This is a genomic window from Microbispora sp. NPDC049633, from assembly GCF_040675265.1.
Classification (GTDB): Bacteria; Actinomycetota; Actinomycetes; order Streptosporangiales; family Streptosporangiaceae; genus Microbispora; species Microbispora maris.
On sequence record NZ_JBFAOO010000025.1, the window covers coordinates 40,557 to 56,427 of the forward strand.

A 15,871-nucleotide genomic window follows, 5' to 3' on the forward strand; every position below is an offset into this window, starting at 1 on the left:
CTCGTGCTCGCTCGCTCTTGCGTGGCTTCGGCGGGCCCGGCGCTACCGCCGGTGCTGGCCGGTCAGCTTCTCCAGGTCGGGGACGATGTCCGAGGGGCTCGGCTTGGCCAGCCACTCCTCGTGCACCGCGTCCGCGCCCGCCCGGATCGACGGGTCCTCCAGCGCCTTGACGATCAGGTCGCGGACCTCCTCGGCCGACTGCTTCTGGTGGTCGAGGCGCAGCCCCGCCCCGCGTCCGGTCACGTACGCGGTGGCGATCGGCGAGAGGATGTGCCGCTCGGGGATCGTGCTGCCGCCGTCCTCGTGGAACTCCAGCCGCTGGCTCTCGTCGGTGTCGGTGATGATCTGCGGGAGGTTCGCCGCCACCGAGGACCAGAAGGTGCCGCTCGACCCGTGGTTGATGCTCACCGCGCAGGTCGGCAGCAGCTGGGTCAGCGGGACGTAGTCGACCGTGCGCACGTTCGGCGGCAGCGGGGGCAGCCCGACGAGCTGGTCGGCGTTCAGCGTCGCGACGAGCTCGACGTCCAGGTCGGCGACGGCCTCGAGGATCTTGGGGGTCCGCCACTCGCCCTTGTGGTAGGTCCGGGTCGACAGGCCCACCGACAGGGCGATCCGGGGCCGCTCCGGCCTGCCGTACAGCCACTCCGGCACGACGCCGCCGCCGTTGTAGGGGATCCAGCGGACGGGCAGCGAGGAGAGGTCGCGGGACAGGCGCATCTCGGGCGGCAGCGGGTCGAGGGTCCACTGGCCGAGCAGCAGCTCCTCGTCGACCTCGACGCCGTAGCGCTCGGCCAACGGGCGCACCGCCTCGGCCAGCGGGTTGAGCACGTCGCCCGAGCCGGTGGCGCCGCCGGCGTGCTCGGCGAACCTCTCGGTCGCCCAGCCGCTGTAGTCGGGGCCCATCAGCATCCGGGCGTGCGCCGCGCCGCAGGCGCGCGCGGCCACGGCTCCGCCGGGGAACCAGGGGTCCCACAGGACCAGGTCGGGCCGCCAGCTCCGGGCGAACGCGACCAGGGCGTCGTTGTCGGTGCTGGGCTCCGGCGGGAGGTGGTACTTCGCCGCGGACAGCAGGAACTGGAAGAACACGTCCCAGCTGTCGCGGTCGGCGGAGCCGATCTTCACGGCGTCGGCGAGACGGTCCATCTCGCCGGGGTTGGGCGCGAGGTCGGGCCTGGCCCACCCCTGCGCGGTCGCCTCAGGGGTGCCGCAGACGACCGCGCTGAGCCCCGCCGCCACGATGTCGGCCTCGGCGCCCGGAGGGCAGGCGATGCGGACCTCGTGTCCCGCGGTCTGCAGGGCGTGGGCGTACGGAATGATCGGGTACAGGTGGCACTTCTGCGGCCAGACCGTGAGCATTACCTTCATCGAGGCTCCTGCATCTGTAACGACGGACGTGGACCGCGGCGGGGGAGCGCCGGGGCGTCCCACCCGGCCGCGCGATTTCGGGGCCGCCCGGCGGGCACGGCGGCGTGGAGCGAGCGGTGGCGGCGCGGGTGCTCGGCCGGGGCGTGCGCGCGAACAGCGGCACGCCGCGGTCGTGGCCGGGACCTCGCATGCCGCCAGCGTCACATCGCCGCCTGATCACGCGCATCTTCCCTCGTGCGAAGCACGGCTGAGGCGTCTCGTGCGGAGCACGGCTGAGGCGTCTCGTGCGGAGCACGGCCAGGGTGTCTCGCGCGGAGCACGGCCAGGGTGTCCCCTGCGGAGCACGGCTGAGGCGTCTCGTGCGGAGCCGGCTGAGGGCCCTTGATCAACTTGATGACGAATATCAATGACTTCGATGACAGAAAGGTGTCAAGTCGCGCGCAACATGCTGACAGGGATTTGTCTGGAATGCCGGTCGCGAATCAAGCACATTTGTTCTTGCAAGCACCACTGACCGCTCGAAGAAAGGATGCGGAAATGAGGAACAAGACCGGCGTTCTCGCCAAGCTCGGTGTCGCCGCCGCCATGATGGTCGGTCTGACCGTCGCCTCCCAGACGGCCGCGGCGGCCGCCGCGCCCACGTTCTCCGTGTCGCCGGCGTCCGGCCTGCACGACGGCGACACCGTGACGGTCACGGTGACCGGCGCCGGCGCGAACGAGGTGTACGGCATCGCGCAGTGCGCCAACATCGGCGCGTCGTTCGGGTGCGACGGGAGCACCGCCACCACGTTCACCACCAACGCGAGCGGCGCGGCCACGTTCACCTTGCCCGTGCACAAGACCTACCAGGCCGTGACGCACGACGGCGTGTCGCTGGGCACGGTGGACTGCGGCACGACGAGCTGCTACATCGGCGCAGGGAACCAGAACCTGGCTCTCGGGGACGTGGTGCTGTCCTTCCGCTGAGCCGGGTGCCCGCACCAGAAGATGGGCCCTGCCGGTAGCCAATTAAACCGGCAAGGCCCATCTCCGGGCGAATCTGGTCGATCACCGTCGTTCGCGCGAGACGGAGGCTCGCGGCCCGGGTGCGTGCGCGCCGCCCCCGGGCCCGCCTCCCGCCTCTCGTGCACGACGGACTGTTCGAAACGGCCTCAGGAAATACGCGCGGCCGCCTCGGCCGGCTCCTGGACGGACTCCGCCTCCGTCTCGGGCAGCCGCTCGCCGCCCTCCTCACCCGTGCCCTCCTGCTCCGCGTCGCCGCTCGCGGGAACGTGCCGCAGCGCGACCGCGGCCAGCGTGGCGAGCACGAGCGCGATGGCGGCGCTGACGCCGGCGGTGGAGTTCAGCGCCGTGGTGAAGGCCTCGCGGGCGGTGGTCAGCAGCTCGGTCGCGAGCGGGGCGGGCAACTGCTGCGCGGCGGCGTAGGCCCCGGCGATGCTCTCCCCGGCGGTGCCCGCGGCCTCGGCCGGGACCCCGGCCGGGATGGTGCCGGACAGCGCGCCCTGGTAGACCGCCGTGCCGACGCTGCCGAGGACGGCGATGCCGAACGCGATGCCGAACTCACCGGTGGTCTCCGAGATCGCCGACGCGGAGCCCGCCTTCTCCGGCGGGGCGGACCCGATGACGAGGCCGGTGCCCAGCGCTCCCATGGGGCCCGCGCCGACGGAGCTGACGATCAGACCGGCCACCAGCAGGGCGACGCCCGTCGCGCTGCCCACCTGCGTGATCAGCAGGTAACCGGCCGCCGTGACCACCAGGCCGCCCGCGATGACGTACGCGGGGCGGACCCGCCGGGCGATGGCCGGGGCCATCATGACGCTGGCGATCGTCGCGAGCGTCGAGGGGACCAGCCAGCCTCCGGCCTGCAGCGGCGAGAGCCCCTCGACCGTCTGCAGGTACAGGTTGACCAGCAGGTGGGTGCCGCTCATGACGCCGCCGCCGATCATGATCACCAGGGCGACGCTGAACGCGCGGTTGCCGAAGAGCCGCAGGTCGAGCAGCGGGCTGGCCAGGCTGCGCTGACGCCGTACGAAGACCGCGCCGATGATCAGGCCGGCCACGACGGAGACGACGGGCAGCACCTGCCAGCCGTTCCTGGCCACCTCCTTGAGGCCGTAGATGACCGGCATGATGGCGGCCAGGGAGAGCGCGACGCTGGCGAGGTCGAGCCGCCCGCCCTCGGGGTCCCGATACTCGGGCAGCAGGCGCGGCCCGACCAGCAGGAGCAGCCCCATCACCGGCACGCCGAGCAGGAACACCGAGCCCCACCAGAAGTTGGTGAGCATGATCCCGCCCACGACCGGGCCGATCGCCATGCCGCCCATGAAGCAGCTCATCCAGACGGCGATCGCCATCCCCATCTGCTTGGGGTCCTTGAACATGATGCCGAGCAGCGACATGGTCGAGGGCATCAGCGTGGCCCCGGCGACGCCCATCAGCGCCCTGGTGGCGATCAGCATCTCCGGGCTGGACGCGTACGCGGCGAGCGCCGAGGCGGCGGCGAAGCAGGCCGCGCCGATGAGCAGCAGTTTGCGGCGGCCGATCCGGTCGCCGAGCGTGCCCATCGTGACCAGGAAGCCGGCGATGAGGAAGCCGTAGATGTCGGTGATCCACAGCTGCTGGGTCGCGTCGGCCCCCAGGTCGATGCTGAGGTGCGGCAGTGCCAGGTACAGCACGCTCATGTCGAGCGACAGCAGCAGCGTGGGCAGGGCCAGGACGGCCAGCCCGATCCATTCCCTGCGCCCGGCCCGCTCGGCCGGGCCGGATTCGGTGCCTGCGTGCATGAAGGAGTCCTTCCGTCTGGTCGCCCGGGCCGTTGCGGGGGAGCGACGACGAGCGATTGTCGGGTGGGGGGTGCGCGCGCGTCGCTCTTCACCGGCTCCGCACACGCGGCGGCTTCCGGCGGGGCCGCGGCCCCGCCGGCGAGCCTCAGCGCAGGGGGGCGTCGGGAGTGGTGACCACCGCTCGCAGCACGCTGTCGAACTCGGTCATCCACTCGGCCATCGTGTCGGCCCGCCACAGGTTGGTGTTGAAGCCCAGGGTCCCGATGATCTCCCCCGACGGGGTGAGGTTGAGCTCGCACAGCGAGCCGTCCGGGATGTCCCCGCCCACCGGCTGGGAGACGAGCCGTGGCACCTCGGCGTACTCGACGTCGCCGACCACCTCGCCGGCCATCCCGAAGGGCGACTGGAAGACCTGGAAGAGGAACAGCGCGCGGTCGTCGGCCGCCGCCGGGGCCATCAGCTCGGGCGCCTCCGCGGCGATCTGGGCGAAGGGGATGTCGTGGGAGTAGGCCTCCAGGCAGGTGGCGCGGGTCCGCCGCACCGCCTCCCGGTAGCTGTCGCACCCGGTGAGGTCCGTACGCAGCGGCACGAAGTTGAAGAACGACCCCACGGTGGTGTGGAACCGCTCCTGGGTGCGCCCGGTGGTGAACGTCGGGACCACGACGTCGCTCACGCCGGTGATCCGGTTGAGCAGGATGTTGTTGGCCGCGAACAGGACCATGAACGTGGAGCAGCGCAGCTCCTTGGCGGTCCGGCGGGTCGCGGCGCTCAGCTCGGGGCCGAGTGTGAACCGGTGCCACCCGGTCGTCTTGGCCAGCCCGGCCGACCGCGGGTGGTCGGTCGGCAGCGTCAGGATGCTCGCCCCCCGCAGCTTCTCGCGCCAGTACTCCCGCGCGCGGTCCAGGGCGGGGGACGAGGCGCGCTCCTGCTCCCACAGCGTGTAGTCGCGGTACTGCGGCGCCTCGGGGAGGGCGGCGGCCTCCCGTCCGCGCCGGGCGGCGTAGCTGTGGGCCAGGTCGCGCATGATCACGTGCATCGACCACGCGTCGGCCGCGGTGTGGTGCGCGATCAGCACGAGGACGGCGTCCTCGTCGTCGAACCGGGCCAGCACGGCCCGCAGCAGCGGCACATCGCGGGCGCTGTAGGAGCCCGCCTCGATCTCGTTGACCAGTTCGCTCGCGCGGCGGTCGCGGTCGGCGGGGGCGACGCCGGACAGGTCGCGCAGCGTCAGCTCCACCGGGCCGGACGGGAGGATCCGCTGGTGGCGGTCCTCGGGGTCGCGGACGATCAGCGTGCGGAGGGCCTCGTGGCGCTCCGCGACGTCGTGCAGGGCCGCCCGCAGGGTGTCGACGTGGACCCTTCCGCGCAGCCGGCTCGCGTAGAAGATGTTGTATCGGGGGCCGAAAGGCCCGGAATCGTCTCCCTCGTCGAAAATGCAGAGGAATTCCTGATTGAGAGAGAGGGGCACCCGGCTCGCCGGCTCGCTCGGCGCGTTCGGGATCTCGGAGACGCTCACACCACAAGCCTTTCGCTAGCAGGCGGTTTCGCCCTGTGTCTGCGCGCGCGGGTAGCTCAGATGGTAGGAGCGGCTTTCCCGGGCACGCTTATTCTGGATTGCCGTATGCGGATGTCCGGCGTGGAATTCACCGCCCGACGCCCTGGTAGACGTAACCGAGCCGGCGCAGTTCCGCGATCTTGTCTTTCGGGTAGTAGGCCCGGCCGTCCAGCACCAGGCAGTCCGGCGCCACCGGCAGGTCCGCGAAGTCGATGTCCCTGAACGGCCGGTGCAGGGCCATGACGGCGACGCAGTCGGCGTCCCGCACGGCCTCCCGCAGGTCGGCGCAGGGAGCGACGCCGAACAGCGCCTCGGCCTGCACCGGGTCCACCAGCGGGTCGTGGACGCGGACCGTGGCCCCGGCCTTGGCCAGCGTCGTCACGAAGGCCTCCACCGGCGTCGCCCGCAGGTCGCCCGTGTCGTTCTTGAACGCCGCGCCCAGCACGGCCACCGTGGCCGTGGCGGGGTCCTTGCCGAGCCGCACCAGCGTGTCCACGACCAGCTGCGCCGCGTACTCCGGCATGCCGGTGTTGACCCTGCGCCCGGCCGGCGCCGTCTGGATCTCCAGGCCGCGCCGGCGGGCCGAGTGCCAGACCATCCACGGGTCCTTGACCAGGCACGACCCGCCCACGCCCACGCTCGGCAGCAGGATGTTGACGTTCCCCGTGCCCTTGGGGACCGTGTTGGCCGCCGCGATCACGTCGAGCACGTCCACGTCGTACAGCGCGCAGAACTTGGCCAGCTCGTTGGCGAGCGCGATGTTGAGGTCGATCCACCAGTTGTCGGCCAGCTTCACGATCTCGGCCGCCTCCGGGGAGTCCATCGGGACGATCGCGACGTCGAGCACGCGGCGCCAGAACTCCGTCCCGGCGCGGGTGCTGTCGTCGTTCAGCCCGCCCACGGCGATCGGGAGGGAGCGCAGCTCGCGCAGCGCGGTGCCCTCGGCGAACCGCTCCGGGGTGAAGGCGAGCCCGAAGTCCTCACCCGCGACGAGCCCGCCGCGCTCCAGCAGCGGCCGGGCCAGATCCCGGGTGGTGCCGGGCGGCACCGTGCTCTTGAGCAGCACGAGCTGGCCCTCGCGCAGGTGGGCGCCGAGACGCCGGCACGCCTCACGCAGGTGGTCGTCCAGCAGCGAGCCGTCCGGGTGGACGGGCGTGCTGACGGCGACGAGCACCACATCGGCGTCCCGTACGCCGGCGTAGTCGGCGGTCACCCGGAGGCGTCCGGACGCGACCGCGGCCGCGACGAGTTCGGGCAGGCCGTGCTCCTGGTAGCGGCAGTGCCCGCGGGCCAGTTCGCCGAGCAGGGCGGTGTCGATGTCCACGCCCGTGACCGTGCAGCCGCGGTCGGCCAGGATCGCCGCCAGGCACGAGCCGACGTAGCCGAGTCCGACGACCGCCACTTTCAGGTCCCGCTGGTCGGGTAGGAAACGCATGAAACGCTCCTGAGTCGAAATGGGAATGTGTTTCCTGGTGTTGCCGGGCGCGTCCCCGTCGATATTTCCGGCGTACCGCCGGATCCTGACGCGATTCTCCGTTCGCATCGTCATTCCCGCCCGCCGCCCGCCGCATCTCCCGGCGTGCGAAAGGGGAAAACGCCGCGCGTAATACGGCGCGAATTACGGCCCCTGGGCGGCAATCCAGGAGATGCGGGGCGATCGGCGCCGCCGGATGCTGGGACGGTGCGTCCGTGGCTCCCCCGTGACCTGCCCGTGGCCGGCCGGAAGACGACCGGCACCGTCCACTCGACCGACAAGGACCTGAGATGAACGATCACAAGGCGCTGATCCTGGACGAGGTCCGCAAGTATCACCAGGATGTCCAGACCGGCGGGGAATTCGTGCCCGGGGTGACCGAGATCTGGCCGACCGGGGCGGTGCACGACGTCGAGGACCGCGTGGCCCTGGTCGAGGCGGCGCTGGACCTGCGGGTGGCCGCCGGTCAGCGGGCGCGTAAGTTCGAGTCGCTGTTCGCCCGCAAGATGAAGCGGCGCAAGGCGTTCCTCACCACCTCCGGGTCCTCCGCGAACCTGCTGGCCGTCTCCGCGCTGACCTCGCAGCGCCTGCAGGACATGCGGCTGCGGCCGGGCGACGAGGTGATCACGGTCGCCGCGGCCTTCCCGACGACGGTCAACCCCATCCTGCAGAACGGCCTGGTGCCGGTCTTCGTGGACGTCGAGCTCGGCACGTACAACCCGACGGTCGAGGCGGTGGAGCGGGCGATCGGCCCGAAGACCAAGGCCATCATGATCGCGCACACCGTGGGCAACCCGTTCGACGTCGTGGACATGGCCCGGCTCGCGACCGAGCACGACCTCTTCCTCATCGAGGACAACTGCGACGCCGTCGGCGCCCTGTACGACGGCGAGCCCACCGGCACCTTCGGCGACCTCGCGACGGTGAGCTTCTACCCGGCCCACCACATGACGATGGGCGAGGGCGGCTGCGTCCTCACCTCGAACCTGGTGCTGGCCCGGATCGTCGAGTCGCTGCGCGACTGGGGCCGCGACTGCTGGTGCGAGCCCGGTGAGAGCAACACCTGCCTCAAGCGGTTCGACTACCAGATGGGCACGCTCCCGAAGGGCTACGACCACAAGTACATCTACTCGCACGTCGGCTACAACCTGAAGGCGACCGAGCTGCAGGCGGCGCTCGGCCTCAGCCAGCTCGACAAGCTCGACGACTTCTGCGCGACGCGGCGGCGCAACTGGCGGCGGCTGCGCGAGGGCCTGGACGGGGTGCCGCACCTGCTGCTCCCCGAGGCGACCCCGCGCAGCGACCCCAGCTGGTACGGCTTCGTCATCACGGTCGACCCGCAGGCGCCGTTCGGGGCGGGCGAGCTGGTGGACTTCCTGGAGAACCGCAAGATCGGCACGCGCCGGCTGTTCGCGGGCAACCTGATCAGGCACCCGGCCTACGCGGACCAGCCGTACCGCGTCGTCGGCGAGCTGACCAACACCGACATCATCACCACCCAGACCTTCCACGTCGGGGTGTATCCGGGCCTGACCGACGAGATGATCGACTACGTCGTCTCGTCCATCACCGAATTCGTGCGGGCACGTGGATGACCGCCCGGCCGCGCTGCCGGTTGCGCACGAGACGAGCCGCGTTCCGAGGGGGACCGAGATGCGCGTACCGCTCACTTTCCGGCCGGTCCACGAGCGGGTGCTCCGGCACGCGCTGACCCGGCCGGACGACGTCGCGATCGCCCTGGGCGGCCACGGCGTCGGATACGCCGAGCTGGCGCGTCAGGCGACCGCGGTCGCCGCGGCGCTGACCGCGAGCGGCGCCGCGGGCCGGCCGGTGGCCGTGCGGATGGACCCCGGCCCGCGTCAGGCCGCCGCCGTGCTCGGGGCGCTGAGCGCGGGAGCCCACCTGCTCTGCCTGGACCCCGGCGCGGCCGGACAGCGCGGCGCCGCCGTGCTGGAGGACCTGCGCCCCGCGTGGCTGTTGCTCGACGGCGTCTCCGGCGGCGTGGCTAGAGGTGAGGCGGCGGGGAGTGACGCGACAGAGCGGGACGACCTCGTCGATTGGTACCGCCGCACCCTCCGCGGGACGGTCCTGGACGTCGCCGGCCTGCTCGGGCCGGCCGAGGCCCCCACGCCGACCCCGGCCGCCGCATCCGACTCGTCCGACTCGTCCGACTCGTCCGTCTCGCCGGCCGCGTCCGGCGTGGACCCGGACGACCTGATGTACGTCGCCTACACCTCCGGCTCGACCGGCAGGCCCAAGGGCATCCCGCAGACTCATCGGGGCTTCGCGCAGTTCGTGACCTGGTTCGCCCGGGAGTTCCGGATCGGGCCCGGCGCCCGGGTGGCCCAGTGGGCGGCGCCGGGCTACGACGCGAGCCTCGTGGAGATGTTCGCCCCGCTCGTCGCGGGCGCGACGCTCTGCCCCGTGCCGCCGAAGATCAGAGCGCACCCGGAGCGCCTCGCCGACTGGCTCACCGCCGAGCGCGTCACCCACCTGCAGACCGTGCCCAGCTTCGCCCGCCGCCTGCTCGAGGCGATCGCGGCTGTCGGGCCGGAGGGCCGCCCGCCCGCCCTGGGCCACCTCCTGCTGGCGGGCGAGCCGCTCACCGCCGAGCTGGTCGGCGGCCTGCGCGCCGCCCTGCCCACGACCCGGCTGGTCAACCTGTACGGCCCGACCGAGTCGATCCTCGCCACCTGGCACGAGGTGACGGAGACGGGCGAGGGCCGCGTGCCGATCGGCCGGCCCATCCCCGGGCGTGTGGTGCTGGTGCTGGACGAGCTGGACCGCCACTGCCCGCCCGGCGTCACCGGCGAGCTCGTCATCCGCAGCCCTTACCTCACCCCCGGGTACGCCGGCGCCGCGGCGGGGGAGCGGTCCGCCTTCCGCCCGCCGCGCGGGTCCGCCCGCCGGGGCCGGTACTACCGCACGGGCGACCGGGGCCGGTGGACGGAGGACGGCGTGCTGGAGTTCGAGGGCCGCCGCGACTTCCAGGTCAAGTTCAACGGCATCCGGCTGGAGCTCGGCGACGTCGAGGCGGCCCTGAACGCGCACGACAGCGTGGCCGAATGCGCCGTCGTCGCCGTGCCGGGCGCGCACCGCCAGGTCGCCAGCCTGGCGGCGTACGTCGTCCCGCGCGCGCCGGCCGCGGCCGAGGCGACGCCCGCCGCCTGGCGCGCGGCGCTGCGCCGCTGGTTCGGCAGGGCCATGCCGCCCGTGAGCTTCACCGTCGTGGGCCACCTGCCGCGCACCGCCGGCGGCAAGGTGGACCGGGACCGGTTGCGGCGCGAGCGCGAGGACCGGCAGGCGGCCCAGGCGCGACCGAAGGGGTTGATCGCATGAAGGCCCTGGTGCTGTCCGGCGGCTCGGGCACGCGGCTGCGGCCGTTCAGCTACTCCATGCCCAAACAGCTCATCCCCATCGCGAACCGGCCGGTGCTTGAGCACGTGCTGGGCAACATCCGCGACTGCGGCGTCACGGAGATCGGGCTCGTCGTCGGTCACTGGAGCTCGGAGATCGCGCGTGTGATCGGCGACGGCGACCGTCTCGGCGTGCGGGTCACCTACATCCCGCAGCACGAGCCGCTCGGGCTGGCCCACGCGGTACGGCTGGCGCGGCCGTTCCTGGGGGACGACGACTTCGTCATGTACCTCGGCGACAACATGCTCCCGGACGGGATCGCCGGCATCGCCCGGGACTTCCGCGCCGGGCGGCCGGCGGCCCAGGTGGTGGTGCACCGCGTGCCCGACCCCCGCGAGTTCGGCGTCGTCGAGCTGGACGCGGCGGGCGCGGTGCGGCGGCTGGTGGAGAAGCCCGCGCACCCCCTCAGCGACCTGGCCCTCGTCGGCGTCTACTTCTTCACCGCCGCGATCCACGAGGCGGTCGAGGCCATCCGGCCCGGCCGCCGGGGCGAGCTGGAGATCACCGACGCGATCCAGTGGATGCTGGCGCGGGGCGCGGCGGTGAAGGCCACCGAGTATCGCGGCTACTGGAAGGACACCGGCAAGGCCGAGGACGTCCTGGAGTGCAACCGCCGCCTGCTCGGCGAGCTCGGCGAGCAGGTCCTGGTCGCCCCCGGCGCCCGCGTGGTGCGCTCCGTCGTCACCGGGCCGGCGATCATCGGCCCCGGCACGCTGGTGGAGGACTGCCATCTGGGCCCGAACGTCTCCGTCGGGGCGGGCTGCGTGCTGCGCGGCACCCGGCTGGCCGACTCCATCGTGCTGGACGGGGCCTCGATCTCCGACGTCCCCGGCCTGTACGGCTCGATCATCGGGCGCGGCGCCGTCATCGGCCCCACCCGGCCCGGCGCGGCGCGGCACCGCCTGCTGGTCGGCGACCACACCCGGGTGGAGATCTCCGCCTGAGCCGCCCGAGCGGCCTGAGCCGCCCGCGCCGCCGCGCCGCCCGCGCCGCTTGACCACTTGAGCACCTGGGCGTTCGGGCCCGCAGCACCGGCCGCTGACGAGCGGGCCCCCGGAAACGGAACGAGGAGGACTCCGCGGAGTCCTCCTCGTCGCCGGTTCCGCGCGCGGATCAGGCCGCCGCGCCGATCGGGGTGTTCTGGTAGGCCGTGATCAGCCAGGTGCCGTCCTGCCGGGCGAGCACCCAGGTGGCCCGGATGGCCCGCTCGGGCGCGACCTCGGTCTCGCCGGGCGCCAGGACGCCGCCCCGCGTGACCAGCACGGCCGCGTCGGCGCCGATGAACTTGACCGAGATCGGCTCGCCGGTCACCCGGGTGCCCTTGTACGGCCCGGCGTAGGCCGCCTTGAAGAAGTCGCGGATCGCCTCGCGTCCGCTGACGAAGACGCCACCGGGCAGGATCATGGTGGCGTCCTCGGTGCAGGCCGCGGCGAAGGCGTCGGCGTCGTTGCCGGCCCACGCGGCGACGATGCGCCCGGGCACCTCGCGGAGGGCCGCGATCTCGTCGTTGATCGTCGAAGTTGCGCTCATGCTCGTTGTTCCTTCGCTGGACGGCTGGAACTCACCTCCCCATCGTCGGGACCGGGCCGCTGACCACGCATCTCTGCGTGTGCGCTCCCGTACGGCGTCAGGCGCCCGGGGGCGGCGGCGGGCAGCCGAGGGCCGCGAGTTCGGCGCGGCCCTCGGCGGCGCGCCCGGGGAGCAGCAGCAGGGTGCAGGCGCGCTCGAACCGGGCGCCGACGCGCTCCCACCCCCGCACGGACGCCTCCAGCGCGGCGAGGTCGCCGTGCAGCCGCCCGGTCGCGCGGGCGAGGCAGGCGGCGGCCCAGTCGTTCTCGTTGCCCTCGGCGGCGGTCGCGATCCGGCGCGCGGCGTCGGGCAGCCCGGCGGCCACGGCGAGCTCGGCCCCGGCGGCCCGCGCGTACGTCTGGTAGCGCCCCTGCGGGAAGTCCGTGAAGACGAGGTCCACGAGCGCGGCCGCGTCGCCGTACCGCGCCAGGTGGACGGCGATGCGCGCGTCGACGAACGTCGCGAACGACGCGTGGTTGCGGGCCCGGCCCGCGACCTGGGTCGCCCGCGCGCGCCAGAAGCGGAATCCGTGCTCGTCGCCGCGCAGTCCGTGCGCGAGCGCGATCGCGGCGACCGCGGGGGACAGCCAGCCGGCGGTGGGGCTGCCGGCCCGCTCCCAGCCGTCCCACACGGCCGGCGCGTGGCGCAGGGCCTCCTCGAACTCCCCGGTGAGCACCAGGGGGATGACCAGATTGAGCGCGGACAGATAGGAGTGGTGGCCCAGCAGGTCGTCGTCCAGGGCGGCTCGCGCGGTCAGCAGCGCGGTGTGCAGGTTGCCGGTGGCCACCGCGTACGTCGAGGCCATGGTGAAGGTGTCGACGATCTCCGGGGCCGCCCGGGGATCGTCCCTGGGCATCGCGGTGAGCAGGGCGAAGCGCTCCCGGGTGACCCGGTGCGCCTCCCGCAGCCGCCCGGCCGTGGTCTCCGCGGCGCACACCGCGTCGAGCGCGGCGCTGACGAGCACGGGGTCGCCCGTGACGCGGGCCGCCGCGACCGCCGCCCGCGCGAGGGCGGCGTCCGGGTTCATCTTCTCCGGGCCGGCGTTCCAGGCCGTCGCGGCGGCGAGCGCCGCCGCGACCACGGGGTCGCCGGAGTCGCCGGCGCGCACCGCCTCGCCGAGCAGGCCGCACAGGCGTTCGTACGGGACCTCCTCGGCGAAGCCGGCCGAGAACCGGTTGGCCGTGACGACGGCGGAGGCGAGGGCGATCGCCCTGCCGTCGCCGTCGTCTCCGTCGCGGGCCCGCTCGGCGGAGGCGAGCAGCAGATCGAAGGCCCGGTCGCCGGAGGGAGCGATGGCGTGCGCGCCGTCGGCGGCGCTGCGCAGATCGCGGGCCGCCTCCGCGGGGGAGGGCGCCCGGCGCGCGGCCTCCGTGTAGTGGCGGAGCGACTCGGTGAGGAACCGCCGCGCGTAGGTGAGGTGGCCCAGCGCCCGGGCCAGGCGATGCGGCCGCTCGCCCGGGCCGGGCGGCGCCGCGGCGAGCGCCGCGCGCAGGTCGTCGGCCACGGCGTCGAAGCCGTCGCGCCATCCGCCGTCCCGCCACTCGCCGGGGAGCCGGGCCTGCAGATCCGCGGCGACCGCGGTCGCCCACGTCAGGTGCCGCTCCCGTGTCCCGGCCTCCTCGCCGCTGCCGGACAACTCGTCGGCGGCGAAGGCGCGCACGGTCCGCAGCAGCCGCCATCGGCTCGGCCGGCCCCGCAGATGGACCACGAGGCTCTTGTCGACCAGCCGCCCGAGGACGTCGGCGACCTCGCTCGTGTCGCCGCCGGGCGTCACCGCGACGGCGGCGTCGAGGTCGAAGCCGCCGGCGAACACGGCGAGCCGCCGGAACAGCGCCCGCTCGTCCTCGCCGAGCAGGTCGTGGCTCCAGCCGATGACCGTGCGCAGCGACCGGTGCCGCTCGTCGGGCCCGCGACCACCGACCAGCAGCCGCAGGACGTCGCCGAGGGCCGTCAGCAGGCCGTCGGCGCCCAGCGAGGCGCTGCGCGCGGCGGCGAGCTCGATGGCGAGCGGCATGCCGTCGAGCCGGGCGCACAGCTCCGCCACCAGGGCGGGATCGGCGGTGAAGTCGGGGTCGGCCGCGACGGCCCGCTCGTGGAACAGCCGTTCGGCCTCGGGCGCCGGAGGCAGCGGGGCGACCGGGATCGTGCGCTCGCCCGGGACTCCCAGCCGGGCCCGGCTCGTCACCAGGATCCGGGTGCCGGGGCACAGGTCGAGCACCCGCACCGCGAACGCGGCCACCTCGTCGAGAAGGTGCTCGCAGTTGTCGAGCACCAGCAGCGACCGGTCCCGGCCGAGACGTTCGGTCACCGCGTCGTCGAGCGGCTGCCGGGGCCGCTCCGTCACGTCCAGCGCGGTGGCCACCGCCTGCGCGACGAAGCCCTCGCTCACCGGCACCAGGTCGACGAACGCGCCGCCGGAGGCGAACGAGGCGGCGGCCGCCCCGGCCACCACCATCGCCAGCCGGGTCTTGCCGACCCCGCCGGGCCCGAGCAGGGTCACCAGCCGCGCGGTCTCGAACGCCGCGAGGACCGCCTCGCGCTCCCGTTCACGCCCGACGAACGAGGTCCGGGCCACGGGCAGGCCCGCCAGCCGGGCGGGCGGCCCTTCCGGCGTCGCGTGCCCCCCGGTTCCGTGCCCCCCGGCGTCGCGCTGCCCGGTTCCGTGCTGCCCGGTTCCATGTCCCCGGGACCCATGCCCCCCGGATGCGTATCCCTCGGTTGCGTATCCCTCGGCTCGGTGCCCCTCGGCTCGGTGCCCCTCGGCTTTGTGCCGCTCGGCCGCCGCCCGCTCGGCCGCGGCCTGCTCGAAGACGGCCGCGAGGGCGCGCCGGTCGGCGACGCCGTACTTGCGCAGCAACGACGACACGTGGCTCTCCACCGTGCGCACCGAGATCTGCAGCCGCCGTGCGATCTGAGCGTTCGACAGATGGGCACCGAGCGCCTCGAGCACCTCGGCTTCGCGTGCGGACACCTCACCGCGCCCCGTCGACGTCACCGCAACATCTTCACCCATTCGCCCCCATCCGTGGCGCGTCCGTGGTGAATCCGTGGTCGCCACGGATGCCCCGGAGCCCGTCCGCGGGAGATCATGGTCCGGAGCCAGGAGTAGGGGCGCACGGCGGACAACAGCCCGACCGCGCCGTCGACACGCGAGACGAGGGAAGGTTTTCCGAGATGAGCCAGCACGTCCAGCGGCAGGCGTACCAGGCCCGGCAGGCCGGGCCCGGCGACGGACCGGCCGTGGCGCGCGACCTGCGCCGCGAGTTCGGCGGCGCCGTGCACCTCCCCGGCGACACCGCCTACGACGCACTCCGGGAGGCGCCGTACTCGAGCATCGACCCGCGGCCGGCGCTGATCGCCGAGGCGACGAGCCCCGCGGACGTGCGGGCCGCGATCGTGGCGGCGCGCGAGTCCGGCCTGCCCTTCGCGGTCCAGGCCACCGGGCACGGCACGCAGGTCGCGTGCGACGGCGGCCTGCTGCTCAGGACGGGCGCGATGGGCTCGGTGCTGGTCGACCCGGACCAGCGCATCGCCCGCGTCGGTCCCGGCGTCATGTGGCAGGAGGTGACCGCGGCGGCCGAGCCGTTCGGCCTGGCGCCGCTGGCGGGCCCGGTAAGGCTGGACCCGATCGAAAGGGCCGTCAACGACATCAGGGACGGGCGGCCCGTCGTGGTCGTGGACAACGAGAACCGGGAGAACGAGGGCGAC

11 protein-coding genes are annotated in these 15,871 nt (G+C 73.6%); 5 read left to right on the top strand and 6 right to left on the bottom strand.

What is annotated here, in order from left to right:
- Positions 1-42: 42 nt before the first annotated feature.
- Positions 43-1,365 carry a nucleotide disphospho-sugar-binding domain-containing protein gene (locus AB0J39_RS09535; protein WP_363462958.1) on the bottom strand — a complete coding sequence of 441 codons (1,323 nt, stop codon included), beginning with the start codon at positions 1,363-1,365 and terminating at the stop codon, positions 43-45.
- A 537-nt stretch (positions 1,366-1,902) separates the two neighbouring features.
- Between AB0J39_RS09535 and AB0J39_RS09540 the strand changes: the two genes are divergently transcribed.
- On the top strand, positions 1,903-2,331 hold the full coding sequence (locus AB0J39_RS09540; RefSeq protein WP_363462959.1) for an enediyne antibiotic chromoprotein: 429 nt from the start codon (positions 1,903-1,905) through the stop codon (positions 2,329-2,331).
- A 185-nt stretch (positions 2,332-2,516) separates the two neighbouring features.
- On the opposite strand, the gene AB0J39_RS09545 is transcribed toward AB0J39_RS09540, so the two are convergent.
- The 3 genes from AB0J39_RS09545 to AB0J39_RS09555 all read right to left on the bottom strand — a co-directional run bounded on the left by AB0J39_RS09545 (position 2,517) and on the right by AB0J39_RS09555 (position 7,138).
- Entirely contained in the window at positions 2,517-4,148 is a 1,632-nt protein-coding gene (locus AB0J39_RS09545) for an MFS transporter (RefSeq protein ID WP_363462960.1), read from the bottom strand.
- A gap of 145 nt (positions 4,149-4,293) precedes the next feature.
- Positions 4,294-5,664: a condensation domain-containing protein gene (locus AB0J39_RS09550; RefSeq protein WP_363462961.1), complete on the bottom strand. Its 1,371-nt coding sequence runs from the start codon at positions 5,662-5,664 to the stop codon at positions 4,294-4,296.
- Positions 5,665-5,791: 127 nt separating this feature from the next.
- Complete coding sequence (locus tag AB0J39_RS09555; RefSeq protein WP_363462962.1) at positions 5,792-7,138, bottom strand: nucleotide sugar dehydrogenase; 1,347 nt, start codon at positions 7,136-7,138, stop codon at positions 5,792-5,794.
- A 329-nt stretch (positions 7,139-7,467) separates the two neighbouring features.
- Between AB0J39_RS09555 and rfbH the strand changes: the two genes are divergently transcribed.
- The 3 genes from rfbH to AB0J39_RS09570 are packed head-to-tail and all read left to right on the top strand — an operon-like array spanning position 7,468 to position 11,538.
- Entirely contained in the window at positions 7,468-8,772 is a 1,305-nt protein-coding gene (gene rfbH / locus AB0J39_RS09560) for a lipopolysaccharide biosynthesis protein RfbH (protein WP_363462963.1), read from the top strand.
- Between the two features lie 58 nt (positions 8,773-8,830).
- Positions 8,831-10,516: an amino acid adenylation domain-containing protein gene (locus AB0J39_RS09565; RefSeq protein WP_363462964.1), complete on the top strand. Its 1,686-nt coding sequence runs from the start codon at positions 8,831-8,833 to the stop codon at positions 10,514-10,516.
- Positions 10,513-11,538 carry a glucose-1-phosphate thymidylyltransferase gene (locus tag AB0J39_RS09570; protein ID WP_363462965.1) on the top strand — a complete coding sequence of 342 codons (1,026 nt, stop codon included), beginning with the start codon at positions 10,513-10,515 and terminating at the stop codon, positions 11,536-11,538. The genes AB0J39_RS09565 and AB0J39_RS09570 overlap by 4 nt, the downstream gene beginning before the upstream one ends.
- 169 nt (positions 11,539-11,707) lie before the next feature.
- On the opposite strand, the gene AB0J39_RS09575 is transcribed toward AB0J39_RS09570, so the two are convergent.
- Together AB0J39_RS09575 and AB0J39_RS09580 are read right to left on the bottom strand one after the other, a co-directional pair.
- A complete protein-coding gene (locus AB0J39_RS09575) occupies positions 11,708-12,124 on the bottom strand; it encodes an SgcJ/EcaC family oxidoreductase (RefSeq protein ID WP_363462966.1) in 417 nt (138 codons plus the stop codon).
- 97 nt (positions 12,125-12,221) lie between these two features.
- Entirely contained in the window at positions 12,222-15,134 is a 2,913-nt protein-coding gene (locus AB0J39_RS09580) for a LuxR C-terminal-related transcriptional regulator (protein WP_363462967.1), read from the bottom strand.
- 203 nt (positions 15,135-15,337) lie between these two features.
- Between AB0J39_RS09580 and AB0J39_RS09585 the strand changes: the two genes are divergently transcribed.
- On the top strand, positions 15,338-15,871 hold a 534-nt coding region (locus tag AB0J39_RS09585), incomplete at its 3' end, for an FAD-binding protein (RefSeq protein WP_363462968.1).